This window comes from Aeromicrobium changchenzhani, from assembly GCF_057586615.1.
Window position 1 is genome coordinate 25,153 of record NZ_CM172480.1, and the last position, 19,695, is coordinate 44,847.

Sequence of the window (19,695 nt, forward strand, 5' to 3'; positions counted from 1 at the left end):
CCGTGTCACGCCGCAGCCCCATCGACAACCGACGCTCGGCCGTGACCGTCCCGCAGCGGATGGTTACCCGGTCGTCGGCCAGCGTTACGCGCCGGTCTCGATCCAGTAGCGGCGCTTGGGCACCGACCCGTCAAGGCCCGCCGTGACGTTCTCGAAGACGCCACCGCAGTTCTCGATTACCTTGGCGGAGCCCATGTTGTCGGCATCGCAGGTCACCAGCACACGCTCAAGACCAATCGACGACGCGATCACAAGGGCCTGGCGCAGTATCGCGGTGGCATAACCCCGGCGACGAAAGCCGGGACGAACCCCGAAACCGATGTGACCCCCAACCTCGGCGAGATAGGTGTTGAGCGCGTGCCGGATCGAAACCCGGCCAATGATCTGCCCTTCAACCTCAGCCACAAGAAACGTCGCTGGCACCAGGCCATCAGGTAGGTCTACGTCGAAGCGTTGGTTCTCCAGCCGCGCACAGTACGTCGACCATGGTGCTTCCGGGTCCAGATCGAACAGGAACTCGAAGCCATCGTGGGCGAGTTCCTCATGTGCCTGCAAGGCCTGCTTCTCGTCCGCGAGCCCCAGGGGTCTCATCAGTATCGAGGGTCGTCCACTGGTCTTGTCGTCCACTCAGGCACCTTCCCTTGTCGCACGCCACGTCGCCCAGTCTGATGACGCAAGGTTATCGACGACGGCAATGAGATCACGTAAGTGCGCCGAGTATCAATGGTTGCGTAACGGCTGCCAGCGGTCCGGTGGCTGATTAGTGTCGAAGCGTTCCTGCATTGCCCCTTGGCATTTGGCTACAGTGGCGGCGCACCCTCGTGACTCCGACCAGCTAGTCGGCGATGTGGCCGTGCACACCTGGATGGACCAGCCCGACACTTACGAACTCGGCGTCACGATTGCTCCGGCTTGGCAGCGACAGGGAATCGGGCGGGAAGCCGTCGTCGGCGTTGTCGACTGGCTGTTCGGCGTCCACGGAGCGGATCAGTATCGGTTGAAGCAGACGCGTCAACATTTAGGAAACTGCGGTGACCGGTTGGCGAAGGATTGTTCGTAGCTTCGTAGCTTCGTAGCTTCGCAGGCTCGGTGCGGCGTGGATCGGACAGGTAAATCTCGTGGTGTTTACCGTTGAACCTGAGGCCGTTGTCGGGGAGGTACTCGTCGTGGAGCCGAGCGAGCACCGGCGCTTCGGAGTCATATGAGCCGACGTGCAGTATCTGGACACTGCTGCCTTCGGTGTACGGCTCAAAGCGCATCCGTTCCAGCGCCGAGAGTTGCTTCTTCTTCTGCTTCTTCTTCTGCGTCTTCGTGATCGCTTCGGCGACGATGCCCGGGGTGATCCAGGCCGGTTGGGAGATCATCATCGTCCAGTCCCACGCACTTTTGTCTCGAGCCACGAACACGGCGGGGTCGTCGGCGCTCCACAACCCCTCGAGTGGCCCGACGGTATGGACCCGTTCGAGATCGGTCTTCGCGATCGCACGAACGCCATATGAGAGGGAAAACAGCGCTTCGACTGCCGCGGCGTAGGCAGGTGAGTCGTTTGGGTCGCCGTGTCCATCAATCATCAGGAATGACAGCTGGGGAACCTCGACAACTTGGAAGTCTCCCGAGTTGGGGGCGTACAGCGCTGGGAACGCCTTCTTAATGCCGTAACTTTCCATGGTCTCCTCCACGGGAGTGCATGTGCTGCAGGTGACATCGATGAGGTATTCCAAGGATACGTGAATCGGGCGTGCGAGACTTGACGTCATGGATGTGACCGAGATGCATGAGCGTGCCCAAATTGTGTTCGCTGACGTATTACGACAGGTCAGCGACGAAGACCTCGACAAGACCACACCGTGCAGCGATTGGACCGTGGCTGACCTGATCGACCATGTCGTTCAGGGCAACCAGACCACCGCAGCACGAATCGGTAGGACGACACCCAAGTTCCCCAGCGGTGACCGCAACGCCGTTCACGCGGCCATGGCTGAGCAGGCGAATGCTGCGCTGCGTGAGCCAAGCTGGCGCGAACAACTGGTGGAACTTCCGTTCGGAACAGTGCCCGCCCCGGTGTTCGTGAGTATTCGCTCTGGCGACGTCTACACCCACGCCTGGGATCTGGCGAGAGCGATCGATGGTGACAGCGACCTCGATCACGAACTCGGCGAGGAGATCTTTGCCGCAACCGCTCCCGTGCTGACTCCGGCATTGCGTGGCGAAGGGCGCCCGTTCGGTCACGAGCAACCGTGTGATCCAACTCGTCCAGTCGCCGACCGGCTCGCGGCTTTTCTCGGTCGGCAGGTCTAAGAGCAACTCCGAGGCTGGAGCCCACCGACGCAGGACTTATTGTCACCGAGATCTTCGATTGCCCGCAGGACGTGAGGTCTGCGGGCAATCCCATAAGCCGAACCCCAGCTCCGGACGCCCCAACGGGTGAAACCAAATCGACTGCTTTATCGCTCATGTTCCTGCAAGTCGGGTCTTGACCGGAAGTTCCGTTAGGGGATCCACTTATCTCGACAGTGCGTCCGGCGAAGCCCCACTCGAGCCACCGCAGCTCGACGAAGGTGAGGTGCTTGATCAGTTCCAGCGGACGACCCGAACTCCGTGTAACTCGAGCGCGTGAAACCACAGAGAGTGCTGTTTGGGCGCAGCCTCAACAGTCAGCAGTCGAACTTCGTACGTTCCCTAGTCCAGCTCGAACGGCAACGTCGAGCGGTCGAAGTATTTGTCGATCGAGTACCCGTGCGGCCCTGGCGGGGTGATGCTCACGAACGCTGCAACCGATCCATCTCGCGTCGCGACGATGTATCGGTTTACGTCGTCAAGCCGATCGGTCAGTCGGCGTTCCACGTTCGGCTGATGCTGACCCAACTCCACCGCGTACACCCCGTGCCGGGCGCGGTAGATCTCCTCCCGCTGGTCCGCACTCGCCTCGGAGATCACGGTCGACAGCGGAAAGAGTCTGGAGGTCACGCGATCATCATGCCTCAAACGGCTGCCTAGGTTTGTGGCACGGACGGTTGCCTGCCGGGATGATCGCCGTGACCTGCGAAGCAACGGTAAGGCCGTGCGAGGGTTCGCGCGACACATCATCCCGCTCCTGCCGATATAGAATGCAGTCAAATTTCCTGGACGGAAAGAGCCCATACGCAATTAAAAGAATCGTCACCACTGCCGCCGTCATTTTATTCGGCGTCCTGCCTATTGTCGGCTGCGCGAGCAGCGGCACCTCATCAGAGCCCACCACGACCTCTGCGGCCGGGCCGCGTGATGATCTTGCGGACCTTAAGGCATTCATCGCGGACTATAAACCTTCTGGCGATGAGGAGTTGCGAGGCGACACTATCTCCGATGCGAAGGATTTCGCTACAGGGCTTAAGTCCCATGCCGCCGATTATCACGGGGATTACCCCACCGACCTAGACGGCGCGATCACCGCTGCGAGGGACAGTCTGGGCGTGCTGTCAAACAGCGTGAAGGTCGTCCAGTACACCCTGGCTAAGGACGGGAAGGGCAACCCGTCCTACACGTTCACCCTGACCAACACCAAGGCGATCCCCGGCAACAAGGTCACCTACGACAGCAAGACCGGCAAAACCGCCGCCGTCGGATTCGCTGTCCCTAACATTAAGGTAACGACCCACGACGCCCTCATCTACGAGTCCCAAGTCAAAGTCAACAAGACCCGTCGTGACGCGCTCCTTCAGGATTTCCTCTCGGAAACGAACGGCAAACCGATCACCCTTTCGCCTGCCGGGTTTGAGATCGTCAGCCTCATCGGGCGCGACGACGGCACCTATACGTTCACCCTCCGTGCCCCCGCAGTGAAAGACGACAGCGAATTCACCTTTGATTCCAAAACGGCACCCAGACTGATCTTCTTCGACGATGCAGATCAGTAATTCGGCAGAACCCGCCGAGCAGAAGGCTGTCTGCTCATCTTCACTCTGCGTACGAAAGCGACCAAGCGACTTTGGAACCTGCAGGCGCTGGCTTAAAACGGTCCTTGTCGTCCGCGTCAACTTTCGGTTGCAGGTCCAGTTGCTTACCGAGCATCGTTAGCGACATCTCTACGTGGCCCTTTTTGTCACCTGGAAGGTCGCTGCCGGGTTCCTCATTATCTTTGTTGTTCTGCTGGTCGATATTGATCTTGGTGGCGCCCTCGGCCCGACAGTTGATGCTCCACGAGGTGGAGTCGAAGCGGATATCCACCCACTTGACTCCGGCGGAAAGACAGTCGATACGAAGAACTCGTTTCGAGTCCTTCTTGAAGCCAAAGATGACCGTTTTGTCGGTGAAGTTTCCGGTTTCCTCGCGTACGACCAAGGTCTCGTTGATCGTTGTGCCGAACTCAGACGTCTTAGGAACGTGCTTCACGATGGACGCTGGTGGCGTTGGTTCGTCAGCTGACGAACACCCGACCAGAGACATACTGACTGCGATAGCGCCCGTCATGGCGAGAATAGCCGAAGAATTCTTCATACGATCGCTATGCGGCAGTGAACAGTTTGAACTGAAGCTCATGCTCGGAATTCTGCCAGAGAAGGAGCAGTTGGACGACGTACACCCTCGTTGCACAGCTGGCCTACACCCAATTTTGTCGTTACGTACGTAACCTACGGCCGGTACTCAGCCGGCTTTGGTTTGTAAGGGTTCTCCCGGGCGTGGGGCATCGAAAGATTTTCGCCACTCTGCTTAGTTACGCTGCACCGGTTGCAGCTCTTCGTGCTTGCACGCATGCAACGGTGGTCACCCGATGCCGTCGCCCAATCATCCGCCTTCTATCGAAGAACTACGACCGACGGGTCGCCATCGGCTTACCTGCCGACGGCCACGTCATCACTGCTGGCCGTGGTGTCGTGGTCGTTCTGATTCAGTGTCGGGACTGGTGTTGGAAAGACGTCCGGAGGGCCTGCCTGAGCAAAGGTTGTCGATCGTCGTTTGGAGCTGCCGAGGAGGACGCCGGCAACGACGATCCCGGCTCCGATGAGGTCATAGCTGGTGAGTTGTTCGTCGAGGAGTAGCCAGGAGGCTGACATACCTACTACTGGCACTAGGAGCGAGAACGGCGCGACGACTCCGGCGGGATGACGGGCCATCAGCCAGACCCAAATCCCGGAGCCGGCGACCGTGCCGATGAGGATCGTGTATGCCAGACCGAGCAGTGCCGGCAGAGCCTGGATCGTGAACGTGGTGGTGAGGCTATGACTAATACGTGCTGGACCTTCGATCGCCAAAGACAGTAGGAGCATGGGGATCGGCGGGACGACGGACATCCACAGCGTCAGGTGCAGCGGCCTGGCCGGCGCAGCCTGCCGGACGCACAGATTGCCGATTGCCCACCCCATTGCCCCGGCGAGGGTGAGCATGAACGGGACCACGCTGGCGACCTCCGCGCGGTGCACACCGACCAAAGACAGACCGCCGACGGCGAGAAGGATCCCGACGATCTGGGCGCCGGAGACGCGCTCGCGCAACAAGGTGGCACCGAGGATGAGAGTGAACGGGGCCGAAGACTGCAGTACCAGTGAAGCCAGCCCGGTGGGCATCCCCGCAGACATCCCCCAGTAGAGAAACAGAAACTGAAACGTCCCAAAGCCCAGTCCGTAGCCGATCAGCCATCGCAACGCCACGTCTGGGCGGGGTACGAGTGCGATGGTCGGGATGGCGATGAGCGCGAAACGGAGCGCAGCGAGGAAGAAGGGCGGATAGTGCTCCAGCGACAGGTGGATTGCCAAAAAGTTCAGCCCCCACATTACGGCAACACTCGCAGCAAGAAGGCGGTGTCTGATCGGCATAGGTTCAGCGTGCCCGATGGAACAGTGAAGGACTAGCGAAATTTAATGCAATGAGAATGTAGGGTGCCTACATGGATGTGCGTCACCTTGAGATTTTGCGTGAGTTCGCCGAACGGGGAAGCGTGAGTGCGGTCGCGACCGCCACGCACCGCACCCCGTCAGCGGTGTCCCAGCAACTCAAGACCGCAGCACGAGCGTTCGGGATCCCGTTGACCGAAGCCGACGGGCGAGGCTTGCGTCTGACGCCGGCCGGCCATCTGCTGGCGAATGGCGGCATTGAGGTGGCCGTGGCCATCGAGAAGGTCCAGGCAGGTCTGGACGCCTTCCGCTCAGCGCCCACCGGCACGGTCACCATCGCGGCGCTCCCTAGCGCTGCGGCCTACCTCCTGCCGCAGGCAATCACTGAACTTGCCCTGAGCTCCATCGACATCCACTGTGACGACGTCGACATTTCCGAGGATGAGTTCCCGGCACTGACCGCCGACTACGACATCGTCCTCGCCCACAGCCTCACCAAAACGGCACCGTCAACGGCATGGGGTTTGCGCACCGCACGGCTGGTACGCGAGCCACTCGATATCGCCTTGCCAGTTGGCCATCGGCTGGCTGCTCAGTCGACCCTGAACCCCGAACAACTCGTCGAGGAGAACTGGATAGGGGTACCACCGGGCTTCCCGTTCGACACCGTGCTCCGGGAGATCGAGCGCCACACCAATCACCCCCTGAACGTGGTCCAGCGCCTGCGCGACAACCGTCTCGTCGAGGCATTCGTCGCCGCCGGTCACGGGATCGCCGTCCTGCCTCGATTCACCACCGGGACGAACTCACAAATTCTTTTGCGACCACTCACACAGATCCCCACCGGTCGGTTCGTCTTCGCCACCATGCGACCAGATCGTGCCGAACGACTGGCCACACGCCGCGTGATCCAGGCCCTCAAACGAGCCGGCCAAGCAGTAGAAAACCAAACACCCTAAGGACGTTTCACGGTTGGCGCATGGTGGCTAGGGCGGTGATGTGCAGGAGTCGTGCGGCGGCACGCCAGCTACGAAAGTTCGACCCGCAAGTCCGTCGCCGGATACAGGCAGCGCTCGAACTGCTCAGCTCCAATCCGCGACCACCCGCCGCATGAGTTCCATGCGAAGGTCCGAACCGTCGCGCAACGGCTCCCACTCTCCGGTTGAGACGAAGCCGCTCGCTTCGTAGAGGCTGCGAGCAGCATTGTCTTCTGAGACGTGGAGGACCGCATCGCGCCGGAGTCCGTCTACGTACGCGACAAGTTCGCGAACTATCCGAGACCCGAGCCCCTTGCCACGCGATTCGGGTTCGACCCACATACCCCAAATGAAAGCGTCGGCAGTGTCGTCCGGCGCATAGACACCGCCCATTGCAATCGCTCGATCGCCGCTGAAGGCAAGGACTACGGGGTGCGGCCCGCTCGATCGTTCGCGCCAGAACGCTTCGGACTCCTGATCCGCCTCCGCCCTTGTGACGGCGAAAGCATCCGGTGAGTCGGCTAGCGCACGCAGCCTCAGCGACCGAAAGACTGCCCAGTCGTCCTCAGTAATGACACGCAATTGGACGCTCATGATCGAAGACTAGTGGTCAGCCGGTAGCCACGGTGTGGCGCATTGTGCAGCAAGTAGACGACACGCCGTTCGTGCGGCAGCAGACCAAGCAGGTAACGCCCGCTCCCCCGCATGTCCGGATGTTCCGTGCGATGTTGCGACTGTCAAGACTACTTTCCACCGGCGGATTCGCTAATTTTGAGCGTCTGGAGCACTTCGCGTATGTGCTCTGATCGGAACTCCTTCTTTAACGCACTCACCGTCACCTGCGTCTGTCCGCCGCCCGCCAGGTCCGCCACGATAACTTGGGAGGGGTGCGGGGCCGTTTTTTTATCTTTGTTCGGAGGGTAGGCCACATAACTCAGATACCAGGCGTCTTTGGCTCCGGGCCACACGATATGCGTTGTCTTGCTGTTCTTGGCACCGACGACCGCTCTGACCTGATTGGCGATCGTTTTGACTAATTCTTTGGCAGGCGTCTTGAGTTTCGGCAACACCGTCACCTGGGCGAATCCGCGAGTACCGAAATCGTTGACCGCCGTTTGGAATTGGTAACCGACAGCATCGTCAACCAGCGGCGATGGGCCTGTCGTCTCCCATTCCGACGGAACCGAAATCTTCACGCCATTCACGTCCGTGGTCTCCCAGGACTTGTTCCCCGAGGCAGGCTTGATTATTTGACCGTCGGGCACCGCATTCTCATTCGTACCCGATGATCCGCACGCCACGACGGTGAACAGGGCAAGAGCGACAATCACCGCCTTGAGGTTTGCTTTGAGCATATTTCTCACTTTCGCTTCCGAGGGACATGTTCACCATTGATGCGTGCGCCGCTCCGACGTACTGCCAACCCCAAGACGAACAAGAAAGGAATGGCAATCGGCAAAAAATATGCCACGCATCGGAACTGGACTCGAGATGTGGCTCGAGAGACAGCCAGCGTTTCAAGTCTAGAGTCAGTACATTTGGCGGACCACACACCGTCATCCATGGATGACGTCGAGTAGACGAAGATGCCGTGTTCATCGCTTGCCGTGGAAGGACTCGATTGTGCTTTCTCAACCATCACAAGTCGGACAGTTGCTGGGGTCGAAGAAGTTGCGTGGCACCGTCTCGCGCCGTGCGCTGGTCGAACGTAACCGTGTGGTCGCAGCCGGCAGCTCGGCCCAGTTCAGCGATGATCGCCTCCGCGAAGTCAAGGCCACTGCGGTTGGCGGTGAGCGCGCTCGTATGACGGCGTCTTGGTCCACTCGAAGTTCCCGCGAGTCTAGGAGGCCTTCCAACAGTTTGGCGCACCGGTCGACACCCACCTTGCAGGAGCGACGCAGAACCCAGTACAGCGTCGATGGGCGTTGCTCTCATCGATGGTGGCTAGATCGCCCAGGCGATGCCGGCGCTGAGGAGCATGATGACTCCGGTCGACAGGCACACACGGCCCGCACCTTCGGTCTCGCGAGCTGCGGTTGTGGTCGCTTCGCGAGGTGATGTGGCATGAGCGATGAGTGCAGCGATGGAAATTGCGCCTCCCGCTATGAAATACAACGGCGTCGCGTAGAGCCAGGAATAGGGGGCGAAGTGCACCACCACCAGCATGACCATGGCTAAGGGAACTTGGGTGAATTGGTGTCGCATCACGAGGTAGATGACGATGGGCAAGCCGAGGAGTTGGCCGAGAGACAATAAGACGGCCACGTTGTCCATGCCTGCCATCGTCGGTCGCTCGGGTCCAGGCGTAACGGCCGTGAATAGCAGCGCCAACGGCAACGCCACCATGCCTTGAAACAAGGTGCAGTATGCGCCCACTCTGGCAGACCAACGGCGCCAGATCCCGGCGCAGATGAGCCAAGTGAGCCCGTATGCCGCTAGGAAACCCCATCCGTGCCGGGTTGCCTCGGCCAACATTTGGCGGTACTCATCGATGCTCATCGGGTCACAGTCCCTAGAAATTGTCGGCAAGCCACGACGGCAAGGCTACGTGCCACAACGCCAAAACGATCGATCGAAAGTCCTGGGTCGATCGCGCCGACACTGCTGGTTTTCACTGTCGTCAATGACGATCGCGATTGATTGCAGGAGGTTGAGGTAATGCGGGCGGGCTTTCATAGCGTGGATGAGGAGTTGGTTGCCGCTGTCGAAGCGCAGGACGACGATTTCTAGGAGCCGTGTTTGAGTGCGGTTTTGTGGACTTTCACGCGACGTGCGACCAAGCACGTACGGCTTCTCGGATCGCCTCGGACCGGGAAACATGTGCTTCTTGGGCGCGGTTAGTCAATGCTGCCAGCAGTTCGGCGTCCATTCGCACGGGTATGACGGTGCTGGGTCCGTTGCCGATGGTGGGGCGCCCGCGGGTGCGTAGCTTTTCGACGTCACCGACACCGTGGCTGTGCCGGCAAGTGTTGTCGCGTTTGGCTCATTTGCATGGCGGTCCAGGTCAACAGGTCAACCGGACTTTCGATCCAGCTGCGCAGGATCGGTATGTCACTGACCGAAAACTCGCGAAGCACAATCATGACTCAGAGTAACCGCTGGTTGACGCCCACAGCGCCTCCAAATGAGCGACGAAAGAACGTGCAAGGCGATCGGCTCAACGGACGTGTTTTCGCCCCGGGTCTTTGTGCGGACGAGTGTTAACTTGGTGCCGTGCAGCAGCAGACGGCGGAAAGACATTCACTCGCGGATGTGATTACCGGCGTTGCGTGCGGGCAATATCCGCAGGTGGACGGAAGTTGGTCGCGGGCCGCGCCTTGGATCGCGGGCTTGGAAGCCGTCGTGGCGTTCGCCGGGATGGTTGAGGCCAGCTTCGAGCTGGAGCCTGAACGGCGCGGAATCGGATCCGGGAGGGCGCTGCTAGAAGCCGCGCTAACCGCTGTGCCCTCAGACCGGGTGCTACTGGCCGCGGTGGCACCTGGGAATGCCGCCAGTCTGCGACTGCTGCTGGCGGCAAGTTTCGTTCCACTCGGATCGGTCCAACTATTCCGCCGAGAACCCAAAACGACCTCACGTGCCCAGCATTAACCGGCCGAGGCAAACCGTCTCGGATCAGGGGTCACTTCCAGAGGCCCCGTGCGCTCCGGGACGGCGGCGCGTGCTCTTCGGATGCGGTGAAATTGTGAACGTAGACCCTCGTGCCGTACCCGGTTTCGCGGCGGTGGCCGATGTCTATCAGCGAGGTCGCCCGAGCTATCCAGCGGAGATGATCGATCAGATCATGACGTCGCTGAACCTTGATGACACCAGCAGCGTTCTGGACCTTGCTGCGGGAACCGGCCAGCTCTCGCGGCTTCTGCATCGGCGGGCCGGACAAATGATCGCGGTCGAACCGGTGGCAACAATGCGCGCGAAAATTGTCGCTGATCTCCCCAACGTGCAGGTGGTAGACGGCACGGCCGAAGCCATCCCCATTGAAGACGCTGCCGTTGATGCGGTCGTGGTTGGCGAGGCTTTTCATTGGTTCTCCACGGTCACGGCTGCTGCAGAGATCGCTCGTGTGTTGGCCCCCTTCGGCGGCGTGGCGTTGCTCTGGAACACGCCGACTTGGACTGCCGAAAAGACCCCGTGGCTCGATGAATTTCGCCGCATCGTCGCCCACCACAGAGCCGCCGCGGGCAGCTATCCAGCCGGCGAACGCTCATGGCAAGAACCGCTCGAAAAGACCGGACTATTCGAACGACCGACACACATCGAAGCGACCCACACCCAGACGCTGGACCGTGACGGTTTCCTAGCGCAGGTGGCGTCCTGGAGCTGGATCGCAAACCTCGACGACCGTCAACGCACGACCGTCCTCGATGAGGTCAGAGTGGCGGTACACAACGTGGACAACATTGTGATCCCATACCGCACCGACCTGTACCTCATGCGCCGGCGATCAACACCCTACTGATCCACGCGGGTCTATGCTCGTGCGCCGAACCCCAGCTACGGACGCACCAACGCGTGAAACCAAATCGACTGCATTGCCGCTCACATTCCGCTAAGTGGTGCGTTGACCGGGCGTTCCGTAAGCGGGGCGGTCACCGGAGCACGTTTGTTGGTACTGCGCGACCTGCAAGGCCGCGGGTGCCGACTCATCAAGTATGGGCAGGGAAGGCTTTGTCGATCGGCTGGTTAGTTGTCTTGCCAACGCACATACGTCCGTTGAGACTTGTCGGGTTGGCGAGCCTTTTTACGGGTGTGTCAAAGAAGCCCATGATCGCGTAGGCGGCCATATACCCGACGGTCCGAGAGCACCAATAGTGAGCGCCGCTCCCAGATGCTTGCCAAAATCGTCAACTGCCAGCTGCGTGAAGAGCACACCCATCCAGAAGGCGGTGAGAACTTGAACAAGCACGTGCGGTTTGGTCATCAGCATTTCACCGTCTTCCAATGAATAAATGCCATGACCGGGTTGGTCGAAAAATGCAACTCAACGCAGCTTCCATTCTTTGTCGCCGACATGAAACTCTTTCCAAGCGAATAGGCACAAGTTGCGACCAGTGCGGCACACACGGCCTTTCCAAAAGGACGAGCTTCTTCGACTTCTACTTCGCGGAGGGGTTATGCGGAGACCATAGGTTTCTTTTACGAGCCGCCGATCGCTTGTACAAAAACTCCGAAACGACGCCGCCGCCACCAACAATCGCGAATAGCGCTGAGTACAGCCCGAACCACGACCCTGTCTCGCTTCGTTGAATAACGCAGCCGATAGCGAAGCCAAGAGCGGCAAACAAGACAATCTTGAGCCAGATTGGAGTATTGGTTAGCACTTTTCTTCCTTCGTTGACACGAGTACCACGTATTCGACTATTTCATTTCTCTTTGCTGGCGGTTGGTTTTGTTAATGGGTCGCTTTTTGGTTGTGTTTGTATTGAACAAGAAAGGCGCCGCTCCACGCTCCGAACATGATGAGGAACGCCCAGTATCCCAGTCTGTCGGAGAGTAGTAGCCCGCCAAGCACAGCGGTTCCGCCAGCCAGTCCGGACATGGCGCTTGCCTGCCGGGAAGGTCGCGGTGGCCTGCGAAGTAACGGTAGGGCCGTGTGAGGGTTCGCGCGGCACAACATCACGGCACCGCGCGTTGCCGATGCGGCACACACCAAAAGCAGGACCACCCCGAATAACACCATGACCCTATTGTGGGCTTCCTGCTCAGCAACCGACAAGTGTCCGAAACTGGTTCCTCTGCCCGATACCGGGGAGCCGGCTTCCCGGGCGCCGCTGTCACGGCGACATGATTGACAGTCACGATCGGGACGGACTTGAACTTGCGAAATGACCGCGCGCGTTTGCGCGTGCCAACGAACTCAGAACAATATGACTCTCATGGGCAGGAACATGCGGAACTTGACGTGGCGCCGGATTGGATACGTGCTTTGGGCACTAGCGCTGGGCGTCGTGATGATCAGCGAGGTCGAGGATCTTATTGACGCGTCCGCTGAGGGCTTTTCCGCTTGGGACTGGGTGCTGACGTTGTGTGTCGCCGTGGTGTTGTTTTACATCGGTGGCTTGGCGGTCCACTGGGTCCGGGCACGGCGGGCAGTCGCGATCGAACGAGGTTCCGTCGATTTAAATCGAGTACGTGAGGTCCGTGAGCGCGACGGCCGGGTCGCAGCAGTGCGCGAACTTCGCCGTAAGGATCCAGCGTTGTCGCTGGTTGAGGCAACTCGCACGGTAGAAACGCTCTAACAGGTGCTGCATTAAAAAGGTCCACACGCGCAAGGCGTCGCAGATGATGCGCGAGGTCATCCAAAGCTTCGAGCCGGTTCGTCGCGCAAGCCGAACCGTGATCGGGCACCGGCTGGCGGGTGTCGGTGAGTTGGTTCGGTGGCGTTCTCGCTGAACCGTGCCTGAGTTTCGGGGACCGGTAAGACCGTAACGGCGGCCCTCAGTTGGCCGTGTTGGGTACTACTGTGCACGGTTGCACCGGGCTGGCAGTCACGTCGAAGTCCGTCCAGCCGCTGGCCCGAAAGAACACCTCAATCTGAGCTGGCATCGGAATCCTTTTGAACCTAGTTCAGCATGCAAACATCTTCGTTGTAGGCCTGCTCGTCCAGCCTGCACCAATTCACTCTTCCGCGCTGGCGTTCCTGCCTCAGGACCTTATAGTCTGCACATCGCCACATTTTCAGTCCGAATGTCACCAGCTAGCCGTCGTCGTAGGAGGAACCCCAGCTCCGGGCACATCAGCGCGTGAAACCAATTCGACGGCTTTACCGCTCATATCCCGCAGCCGGATCGTCTTGTGAAACCACATCGCTCGGCAGCCTGGTCCCGAGATCCACACCGCGGTCACAGTTTCGCGAAACGTCCCACGATGGCCTCAACGACATGCCCGCCGGCCGCTCGGACTAGGCGACACCGTCGGGCATCACCCTGAACCAGGTGAGCCGTCATATAGCGGCGACAGAAGACCGCCTCGTAGCCAAGCACTGCCACGGGCGACCCACGGCAGATAGGCGCGTAGGGATCTGGTGGGCCAGCCTTTGGCTGGGCTGTGGTTGCACCTTCGACGTCCTTGCCTAGCGCCATAGCGGGCAGGCTGCAAAGCAACCCCCGGCCCACACGGACACCGAGAAGGGCACGATCATGAGCCCGCAGCAGAACAACAGCCGACAGGCCGCGGTCTCGATTGCCCGGGCCGCAATCTTGCTCGCCGACCTCGCGCCGCGATCGGGATACAGCTACGCTCGCCGCCATTTTCCCGGCCGGGATCATGAGAACGCGATGACAGCGTTGATCGAACTCGTCGGCACACAAAGACTTTCGGTTTTGGATCTTCGTGCCGCTAGCGATTTTTGCGGGCAGGCGTCCTTCACGATGGGAAATCTTCGCATCACCGTGTGTGATCGTGACGCGGCCGAAGCGGTGGCCACAGCGCTCACCGAGGCCTATGGCGAGGTGCGCCGCGCGTTCCCCCGATCACGCCAGCCGGCAATGAATCCGACACGGCCGGAGGAAGCGAAAAGCCGAAGCGTTCTAGGCCTAACTGCCCAAGCATGTCGACGCACTCGCGGCAGTAGCGATGGTCTCGCCTTGAGATTCGAGTGACGTTCGAATCTCATCGCGCAACAGCAGCAAATGCCCTATGTTTGTCCTCACACGTTTCTACGACTGGAATAGGCCTGCCTTGTCACCTCATCCGCTACGAACACTCGCCGGCCTCACCGCCACCATTTCGATGATCACCGCGGGCATCGCCGTCACTGCGCTTCCAGTGTCTGCCGCACCCACATCTGTACAGAGCCCTGTCGACACGAACCTTTGCCCGGGAACCCCGGTCTGGACCGGTGGATTCACCTCCGCCGATGAGGGCAAGCAATTCCACGGGAAGACCACGGTCAAGGGCAGCACCATCGACGATTTCCAGGGCGCGTACGTCGACACGATCCGGGATAACTACGGGAACGACATCTACTTGTTCGACCTCAGTGGGAGCCGCATCACCAACGGCAGCGGCGGCCAAGGTCCAGCTGGCATCTGGGCGGGAATCTCGGGCTCGCCGGTGTATGACTCGGAAGACAACCTTGTCGGTTCGGTTTCTTACAGTTTCACTGGCAATGAGGGAAGCACGCTTGCGGGCATCACACCTGCCGAGAACGTCATCAACGCGGACCCGACCGCGGCGTCGCCGATCATCCGATTGAACAAGGCGGACCGGTTGTCGCTCAAGGCGGCCGGCGTTGAAGGAGCGGCCCGTCTGCAAACGGCCGAGCACCTGCGGCTGCCGCGCGTCGTCGTGGGCAGCGCGAAGGATGCCGCACGTGCCACCGCGGCGGCCAAGAAGTCGCGCCAACTTGCACGCAAGTCCGGCCATAAGAACGTGACTCTGGGGAGCGCCGGGCTGACCAACATCTCTGCGCCAATCGAAGCAGGCAGCAACATCGCTACGTCCTATTCCTGGGGCCAAATCACGATCGCCTCGGTGGGCACGGTGACTGCTGTCTGCGGCGACAAGGTCTACGCCTTTGGCCACCCGGATGATAACAACGGTCGTTCGACCAAGACGATTCTCAAAGCAGAGACAACCAGCATCGTCAGCGACGGTCCCGGCTCCTACAAGATGGTCAATCTCGATACCACCCCGGCGGGATCGCTGAAGTCAGACAACGCCAACGGAATCAGCGGCACGCTCGGCACAGTTCCGCAGTCGATCGAAGTGATTACCCACACAAAGGCCAATGGCGCCACCGCAGATCGTGTGTCGCACGTCAGCACACCTTATGCTCTGCCCATGGTTGCCTACTCTCAGCTTGGCAACGATGCTTACAATGCCTTCAAAAAGGACGGCGCTGGCGATGCGCTCGTCTCCTGGAAGATCAGTTTCACGCGCGAAAGCGGTCAGCAGGAGACGTTGAACCGGACCCAACGCTACTCGACGGACTCCTTCTTCCCTAACGAAGTTGGCGACGCAGTCGCGAGTGATGTCGAAAGGCTGCAGACCAACTCATTCGAGAACATCACAGTCCAGAAGGTTGACGTCACAGCGGTATTGCAGCCCGATTATCGGCTGTTCAAAATTGCCGGTGTGCAATACAAGTCGGGCAAGACCTACAAGAACGTGAAACACAGCGGCTCGATCAAAGTCAAGCCGGGCTCGACCGTCAAACTCCGGCTCAAGCTTACCGCCGCCGCGGGCAGCCATGTGAAACCGGCGACCATCGACGTGCCATGGAAGACATCCAAGTACGCCCGAGGCAGCGCCCGCTTGCGTTTCGATGGTCTCGCCTCAGTCTCCACTGACGATTTCTTCTTCGACGACGAGGGCACGTTCGAAGGGAACGAGCCGGAGTCGTTCGACGCACTGATTCAGGCCATCAAATCCGAACCTCGCGAAGACTACATGTACGGCCAACTGAGTTACCGAACCAAGAACCACAAACGGGTCACGTCCAAAAAGGTGAAGGCCACAGGTCTCGTCACCGACTCGTTCCCGGTAAAATTTTCGTTCAAGAAGTAGCTGCAACCGAGATCAAGCACCGCCACGTCACGCCGAAATTAGGCGTGGCGTGGCGGTGCTCGGGCGCGGTGAGGTTGGCGCGTTTTAGTGACGTGACTGTCACCGCCGTCTCGCGCACCGAAGAAAAACATCATTGAGTGTTGGTCCGACCAGCGCGGCGCTGACCTGCGGTAGCGCTCGATGTCATCTCCGAACATCGAACTCAACGCATCCTGGTTCACAGGGATCTGAGCGTCGTCGATCACCAGGACGAATGCGGTCACCGGCAGCAGTGCGACGGCAGAACGCCGCAGGATCGCATGCGCGATCAGCAATCCGGCCATCCGGACGTACATCGGATTCCTTGTCAGCGTGTTCGATCCCCGAATGTCGAGAGACTTGGCCGAATCGATAGGGAACACCCCGGTTGTGTTCCCGTCTTTTGCCGTGTTTGCTGCCTCTTCGGTGCTTTCGAGTTCATCGATGGTGCGGGCGACGGTTCGAGCTACCACGTCGAGAAGGTCGCGTTCGTGTAGCAACATCTCGTAGTGGTTACGTAGTGCTTGCACCCGGTCGCGCTGCTGATTCAAGATCTCGCCAATTTCGCTCAAGCCCAGATCCAGTTACCCCAACACGGCCAATCTCTATCGATTGGTGCTGTACCTTTGGTACACTGCCATCCAGAAGGGTTGATTATGTCTGAAATAGAGCTCAACAGCCGGCGGGTGATTCTGCCCTACCTCGCGACAATGGTGGTGTTGAACGTCATCCTTCAGATCGGGATCGCCTTCGCCGGAAACAAGATTGGCATCACCTCATACCTGCTCACTGCCGCTGTCGCCGTCGTCTACGCGGCGTACCACTGGACCCATCGGGCATCGTTGTCTCAGATCCGCTTCGGAAGTCTCGTGGCTCACCTGTGCGGTTTCATCACCGTCAACCTCGGGTTCCACCTCCATGCAGCGGTGCTTATCATCACTAACAATGGGGCCATCCGCGGCGATGCGAATTTCCCAATCGACGACCAGTGGTTCGGAGTCCTGTTTGGCATGTTCGTCATCTGGGGTTTGGGTCTGCTTATTCATCTCACGGCCAGCATCACCTTCCGCGGTTTCGAGGATCTGCATGCCTGACAGCGAAGAGGCCGAACTCCTCGACGAGCTCGTCCGCGCGTGGGTGGAGGTGTACAAGAAGAGCGCAACCACCCGGGTACTACTGCGCGCCATCGCCGATGCCGCCCCAGTCGCCACCTTGACCATTGCCGACACGCTTGCCCATCGCACCGGATGGGAACTCACCGAACGCGGGCTCTATCGCACCCTGCGACGCTTACGCGGGCTCGGACTCCTCACCGTCGACGAACAACCGGGACACCGTACCGGTGCACAACGTCACATATACGCGCTCACGGGCAGAGGCGCCGCATACCTCCAACGCATCGAGACAGCCCAGATCATCTGAACAGCCCGCCAACTAGACAGCAACAATTGTAAGATCCTGCTGAGCCCCCGAGGTCACTCTCGTTAACCGAACCCCAGCTCCGGACACCTCAATGCGTGAAGCCGTAATGACTGCTTTACCGCTTACCTTCCCGTTAGCCTTGACCGGGCGTTCCGTAAGGGGGTCGGTGATCGGATCGGGATCCGGTCGTGGGGCCCCGGGGAGACAATGGCGTGGTGACAACACCACACGAAGAAGAATCGTTCGCGCCCGATCTCGGGACGCCTGGCGGGCGCGTCGATTACCGCACTGGCGGTTTCGACGACGTCGAGGACATCGCACGCTTGGCGCAGGGTGTCTACGGCGGCAATGTGGGGGAGTGGCGCTGCGGGATCTCGCGGTCCCTATCGCGAGAGAACAGCTTGCTCGTGGTGGCCCGCTGCTGTGGGGTGGTGGTCGGTTACGGCAAGACCAGCAGTTGTGAACCCATCAATGCTGAAGACCAAGCGCCAGCGGGTTATTACCTGACTGGGCTGGTCGTGGATTCGGCGTGGCGCCGCTGCGGTATTGGTGCCGAGTTGACCCGCATACGTATGTCATGGATCTGGTCACACGGACAGCCGGCGTGGTTCTTCACCAACGCACACAATAAGGCTTCGATCGGCCTCCACGTCGCACTCGGTTTCATCGAGGTGTCTCGTGCAGCCAGCTATCTCGGCGAGCCCTTCGGCGGCGGGGCGGCTTACTGTGTTGCGTCATTCACCGGGCGGAGTTGCATGGTGTGGATCATTAGGTGTGAAGGACCGTAGCTGGCGAGAACCAACAGAAAAGAAGAACGCTATGCCGACGATGCAGCCGGCGATGATTCCCGAGAAGTCCCGCGCGATGTCGTTCATGCTGAAGCCGTCGCGCCCTAAGACTGGGAGGAGGCCCTGGAAAGATTCGGCAAAGAGGGGGACGAGGAACACGGCGAATACTGGCCAGAGGCGACGTGTGGCCAGGGCAAGGACCATGGCGGGTGCGCCGATCATGACTCCGGACCACAGATTCAGCCCATCGGAGGTGACCTCACTCCATTCGGAGAGGTGCGGTAGCGAGAATGCCAAGGAGCCGATGTGGGGGCTGTCCCACAGCCCGCCGCCATGGACAGGAGTGCAGGTGACACCAATAAAGAACGACAACGCCACCACGTTCGCCGCAACCATCCACGGGGACGTTCTCAGCCGTCGTCCGAGCGGACCGACGAAGCACAACCCGACCACGCTCAGTAGCCCTGCCGTGGGGAGCGCCCACGGCAGGGCCCGAAAGAACACCTCGATCTGAACTGGCATCAGAAACCTTTCAAAATCGCATCAGTATGCAAGTTCATTCACGCTTACGGACTGAAAACCTGTGCCAGCCTACGCTTTCTCGCCGGCTCTCCTGCCTTAAAACCCTCAGGCACTCGTAGTCTGCGCATGCGAACATTTTCGGTTCGGCTGTCACCATCTCAACGTCGTCGTTGACCGAATCCCAGCTCTGGACGCCCCAGCGCGTGAAACCGGATCAAACTTCTCGACAGCGTCAAATATGCCCCTAAGATGATCAGCCAACGGGGACTGTTTAGTTTCGTTGCAGGCTGACGGATCGGTTGTGACTGTATTGAATAACGAAGCCGGGCGCCCAGGCTATGAAGATCGTCGGGAATGCCCAGTATCCGAGTGCGTCGGACAGTGAAACCATGCCGAGCGCGCCAGTTGCGCCGGCCAGACCATACAGGGTTCTTACCCGCCACGGCCGCGAGACCCGCGCTGCTCTGCCAAACAACAACGGCATGGCAGTGTCCGGATTCGCCCGGCACTGCATCGCGACCGCGCAGGTCGCCGATAGACCAGAGACGACGAGCAGTAGCACCCCCACCAAGATCATGGTCTCAGTCTGTCTTGCTCACCTGCGAACGCACAAGCACCGTAGGCCGAAGGCGGGACACTCCACTTTCGTTA

At 59.9% G+C, this 19,695-nt stretch carries 23 protein-coding genes and 1 pseudogene; 12 read left to right on the plus strand and 12 right to left on the minus strand.

Annotation, left to right across the window (positions count from 1 at the left end):
* Nucleotides 1-84: 84 nt before the first annotated feature.
* On the minus strand, nucleotides 85-627 hold the full coding sequence (locus AC2YB9_RS00130; RefSeq protein WP_487266741.1) for a GNAT family N-acetyltransferase: 543 nt from the start codon (nucleotides 625-627) through the stop codon (nucleotides 85-87).
* 238 nt (nucleotides 628-865) lie between these two features.
* Between AC2YB9_RS00130 and AC2YB9_RS00135 the strand changes: the two genes are divergently transcribed.
* Nucleotides 866-1,060: a GNAT family N-acetyltransferase gene (locus AC2YB9_RS00135; protein ID WP_487268646.1), complete on the plus strand. Its 195-nt coding sequence runs from the start codon at nucleotides 866-868 to the stop codon at nucleotides 1,058-1,060.
* Nucleotides 1,061-1,082: 22 nt separating this feature from the next.
* On the opposite strand, the pseudogene AC2YB9_RS00140 reads toward AC2YB9_RS00135, so the two are convergent.
* Nucleotides 1,083-1,757: pseudogene (locus AC2YB9_RS00140) on the minus strand (GyrI-like domain-containing protein); the annotation flags it as partial.
* Between AC2YB9_RS00140 and AC2YB9_RS00145 the strand changes: the two are divergent.
* Nucleotides 1,756-2,298: a TIGR03086 family metal-binding protein gene (locus tag AC2YB9_RS00145; protein WP_487266742.1), complete on the plus strand. Its 543-nt coding sequence runs from the start codon at nucleotides 1,756-1,758 to the stop codon at nucleotides 2,296-2,298. The pseudogene AC2YB9_RS00140 and the gene AC2YB9_RS00145 sit on opposite strands and share 2 nt — an antisense overlap.
* Nucleotides 2,299-2,679: 381 nt before the next feature.
* Here AC2YB9_RS00145 and AC2YB9_RS00150 read toward each other — a convergent pair whose 3' ends face one another.
* On the minus strand, nucleotides 2,680-2,967 hold the full coding sequence (locus AC2YB9_RS00150; protein ID WP_487266743.1) for a hypothetical protein: 288 nt from the start codon (nucleotides 2,965-2,967) through the stop codon (nucleotides 2,680-2,682).
* Nucleotides 2,968-3,107: 140 nt separating this feature from the next.
* Between AC2YB9_RS00150 and AC2YB9_RS00155 the strand changes: the two genes are divergently transcribed.
* A complete protein-coding gene (locus tag AC2YB9_RS00155; RefSeq protein ID WP_487266744.1) occupies nucleotides 3,108-3,896 on the plus strand; it encodes a hypothetical protein in 789 nt (262 codons plus the stop codon).
* Nucleotides 3,897-3,936: 40 nt separating this feature from the next.
* Here the strand turns inward: AC2YB9_RS00155 and AC2YB9_RS00160 are convergent, their stop codons facing one another.
* Complete coding sequence (locus AC2YB9_RS00160; protein WP_487266745.1) at nucleotides 3,937-4,371, minus strand: hypothetical protein; 435 nt, start codon at nucleotides 4,369-4,371, stop codon at nucleotides 3,937-3,939.
* Nucleotides 4,372-4,811: 440 nt separating this feature from the next.
* Nucleotides 4,812-5,792, minus strand: a complete 981-nt coding sequence (locus AC2YB9_RS00165; protein ID WP_487266746.1) for an EamA family transporter — start codon at nucleotides 5,790-5,792, stop codon at nucleotides 4,812-4,814.
* Between the two features lie 71 nt (nucleotides 5,793-5,863).
* Here AC2YB9_RS00165 and AC2YB9_RS00170 point away from each other — a divergent pair, with 71 nt between their 5' ends.
* Nucleotides 5,864-6,769: a LysR family transcriptional regulator gene (locus tag AC2YB9_RS00170; protein WP_487266747.1), complete on the plus strand. Its 906-nt coding sequence runs from the start codon at nucleotides 5,864-5,866 to the stop codon at nucleotides 6,767-6,769.
* A 123-nt stretch (nucleotides 6,770-6,892) separates the two neighbouring features.
* On the opposite strand, the gene AC2YB9_RS00175 is transcribed toward AC2YB9_RS00170, so the two are convergent.
* From AC2YB9_RS00175 to AC2YB9_RS00190, 4 genes are all read right to left on the minus strand, one after another.
* Entirely contained in the window at nucleotides 6,893-7,381 is a 489-nt protein-coding gene (locus tag AC2YB9_RS00175; RefSeq protein WP_487266748.1) for a GNAT family N-acetyltransferase, read from the minus strand.
* 149 nt (nucleotides 7,382-7,530) lie between these two features.
* Entirely contained in the window at nucleotides 7,531-8,142 is a 612-nt protein-coding gene (locus tag AC2YB9_RS00180; protein ID WP_487266749.1) for a hypothetical protein, read from the minus strand.
* Between the two features lie 589 nt (nucleotides 8,143-8,731).
* Nucleotides 8,732-9,286 carry a DUF7010 family protein gene (locus tag AC2YB9_RS00185; protein WP_487266750.1) on the minus strand — a complete coding sequence of 185 codons (555 nt, stop codon included), beginning with the start codon at nucleotides 9,284-9,286 and terminating at the stop codon, nucleotides 8,732-8,734.
* Between the two features lie 262 nt (nucleotides 9,287-9,548).
* Nucleotides 9,549-9,656, minus strand: coding sequence for a ribbon-helix-helix protein, CopG family (locus tag AC2YB9_RS00190; RefSeq protein ID WP_487268647.1), 108 nt, complete (start codon nucleotides 9,654-9,656; stop codon nucleotides 9,549-9,551).
* Nucleotides 9,657-10,000: 344 nt separating this feature from the next.
* On the opposite strand from AC2YB9_RS00190, the gene AC2YB9_RS00195 reads away from it, so the two are divergent.
* The 5 genes from AC2YB9_RS00195 (at nucleotide 10,001) to AC2YB9_RS00215 (ending at nucleotide 16,294) form a co-directional block, all read left to right on the plus strand.
* On the plus strand, nucleotides 10,001-10,375 hold the full coding sequence (locus tag AC2YB9_RS00195) for a hypothetical protein (RefSeq protein WP_487266751.1): 375 nt from the start codon (nucleotides 10,001-10,003) through the stop codon (nucleotides 10,373-10,375).
* A 94-nt stretch (nucleotides 10,376-10,469) separates the two neighbouring features.
* Entirely contained in the window at nucleotides 10,470-11,243 is a 774-nt protein-coding gene (locus AC2YB9_RS00200; RefSeq protein ID WP_487266752.1) for a class I SAM-dependent methyltransferase, read from the plus strand.
* A 1,462-nt stretch (nucleotides 11,244-12,705) separates the two neighbouring features.
* Nucleotides 12,706-13,023, plus strand: coding sequence for a hypothetical protein (locus AC2YB9_RS00205; RefSeq protein WP_487266753.1), 318 nt, complete (start codon nucleotides 12,706-12,708; stop codon nucleotides 13,021-13,023).
* 900 nt (nucleotides 13,024-13,923) lie between these two features.
* Nucleotides 13,924-14,385: a hypothetical protein gene (locus tag AC2YB9_RS00210; RefSeq protein ID WP_487266754.1), complete on the plus strand. Its 462-nt coding sequence runs from the start codon at nucleotides 13,924-13,926 to the stop codon at nucleotides 14,383-14,385.
* 37 nt (nucleotides 14,386-14,422) lie between these two features.
* Nucleotides 14,423-16,294, plus strand: coding sequence for a hypothetical protein (locus AC2YB9_RS00215; RefSeq protein ID WP_487266755.1), 1,872 nt, complete (start codon nucleotides 14,423-14,425; stop codon nucleotides 16,292-16,294).
* A gap of 38 nt (nucleotides 16,295-16,332) precedes the next feature.
* Here the strand turns inward: AC2YB9_RS00215 and AC2YB9_RS00220 are convergent, their stop codons facing one another.
* Nucleotides 16,333-16,884, minus strand: a complete 552-nt coding sequence (locus AC2YB9_RS00220) for a methyltransferase family protein (protein ID WP_487266756.1) — start codon at nucleotides 16,882-16,884, stop codon at nucleotides 16,333-16,335.
* A gap of 84 nt (nucleotides 16,885-16,968) precedes the next feature.
* Between AC2YB9_RS00220 and AC2YB9_RS00225 the strand changes: the two genes are divergently transcribed.
* From AC2YB9_RS00225 to AC2YB9_RS00235, 3 genes are all read left to right on the plus strand, one after another.
* A complete protein-coding gene (locus AC2YB9_RS00225) occupies nucleotides 16,969-17,406 on the plus strand; it encodes a hypothetical protein (protein ID WP_487266757.1) in 438 nt (145 codons plus the stop codon).
* Nucleotides 17,399-17,734, plus strand: coding sequence for a helix-turn-helix transcriptional regulator (locus tag AC2YB9_RS00230; RefSeq protein WP_487266758.1), 336 nt, complete (start codon nucleotides 17,399-17,401; stop codon nucleotides 17,732-17,734). The genes AC2YB9_RS00225 and AC2YB9_RS00230 overlap by 8 nt, the downstream gene beginning before the upstream one ends.
* Nucleotides 17,735-17,949: 215 nt before the next feature.
* Nucleotides 17,950-18,522, plus strand: coding sequence for a GNAT family N-acetyltransferase (locus tag AC2YB9_RS00235; RefSeq protein ID WP_487266759.1), 573 nt, complete (start codon nucleotides 17,950-17,952; stop codon nucleotides 18,520-18,522).
* Here AC2YB9_RS00235 and AC2YB9_RS00240 read toward each other — a convergent pair.
* Together AC2YB9_RS00240 and AC2YB9_RS00245 are read right to left on the minus strand one after the other, a co-directional pair.
* Nucleotides 18,469-19,044, minus strand: coding sequence for a hypothetical protein (locus AC2YB9_RS00240; protein ID WP_487266760.1), 576 nt, complete (start codon nucleotides 19,042-19,044; stop codon nucleotides 18,469-18,471). The genes AC2YB9_RS00235 and AC2YB9_RS00240 overlap by 54 nt on opposite strands.
* A 271-nt stretch (nucleotides 19,045-19,315) precedes the next feature.
* Nucleotides 19,316-19,621, minus strand: coding sequence for a hypothetical protein (locus AC2YB9_RS00245; protein ID WP_487266761.1), 306 nt, complete (start codon nucleotides 19,619-19,621; stop codon nucleotides 19,316-19,318).
* Between the last annotated feature and the right edge of the window lie 74 nt (nucleotides 19,622-19,695).

Excerpts from the sequence above, each read along its gene's own strand:
- AC2YB9_RS00240 (WP_487266760.1), bottom strand. The coding sequence starts at position 19,044 with ATGCCAGTTCAGATCGAGGTGTTCTTTCGGGCCCTGCCGTGGGCGCTC.
- AC2YB9_RS00170 (WP_487266747.1), top strand. The coding sequence starts at position 5,864 with ATGGATGTGCGTCACCTTGAGATTTTGCGTGAGTTCGCCGAACGGGGA.
- AC2YB9_RS00175 (WP_487266748.1), bottom strand. The coding sequence starts at position 7,381 with ATGAGCGTCCAATTGCGTGTCATTACTGAGGACGACTGGGCAGTCTTT.
- AC2YB9_RS00165 (WP_487266746.1), bottom strand. The coding sequence starts at position 5,792 with ATGCCGATCAGACACCGCCTTCTTGCTGCGAGTGTTGCCGTAATGTGG.
- AC2YB9_RS00190 (WP_487268647.1), bottom strand. The coding sequence starts at position 9,656 with ATGGACGCCGAACTGCTGGCAGCATTGACTAACCGCGCCCAAGAAGCA.
- AC2YB9_RS00225 (WP_487266757.1), top strand. The coding sequence starts at position 16,969 with ATGTCTGAAATAGAGCTCAACAGCCGGCGGGTGATTCTGCCCTACCTC.
- AC2YB9_RS00145 (WP_487266742.1), top strand. The coding sequence starts at position 1,756 with ATGGATGTGACCGAGATGCATGAGCGTGCCCAAATTGTGTTCGCTGAC.
- AC2YB9_RS00210 (WP_487266754.1), top strand. The coding sequence starts at position 13,924 with ATGAGCCCGCAGCAGAACAACAGCCGACAGGCCGCGGTCTCGATTGCC.
- AC2YB9_RS00185 (WP_487266750.1), bottom strand. The coding sequence starts at position 9,286 with ATGAGCATCGATGAGTACCGCCAAATGTTGGCCGAGGCAACCCGGCAC.
- AC2YB9_RS00135 (WP_487268646.1), top strand. The coding sequence starts at position 866 with ATGGACCAGCCCGACACTTACGAACTCGGCGTCACGATTGCTCCGGCT.
- AC2YB9_RS00180 (WP_487266749.1), bottom strand. The coding sequence starts at position 8,142 with ATGCTCAAAGCAAACCTCAAGGCGGTGATTGTCGCTCTTGCCCTGTTC.
- AC2YB9_RS00215 (WP_487266755.1), top strand. The coding sequence starts at position 14,423 with ATGTTTGTCCTCACACGTTTCTACGACTGGAATAGGCCTGCCTTGTCA.
- AC2YB9_RS00155 (WP_487266744.1), top strand. The coding sequence starts at position 3,108 with ATGCAGTCAAATTTCCTGGACGGAAAGAGCCCATACGCAATTAAAAGA.
- AC2YB9_RS00230 (WP_487266758.1), top strand. The coding sequence starts at position 17,399 with ATGCCTGACAGCGAAGAGGCCGAACTCCTCGACGAGCTCGTCCGCGCG.
- AC2YB9_RS00245 (WP_487266761.1), bottom strand. The coding sequence starts at position 19,621 with ATGATCTTGGTGGGGGTGCTACTGCTCGTCGTCTCTGGTCTATCGGCG.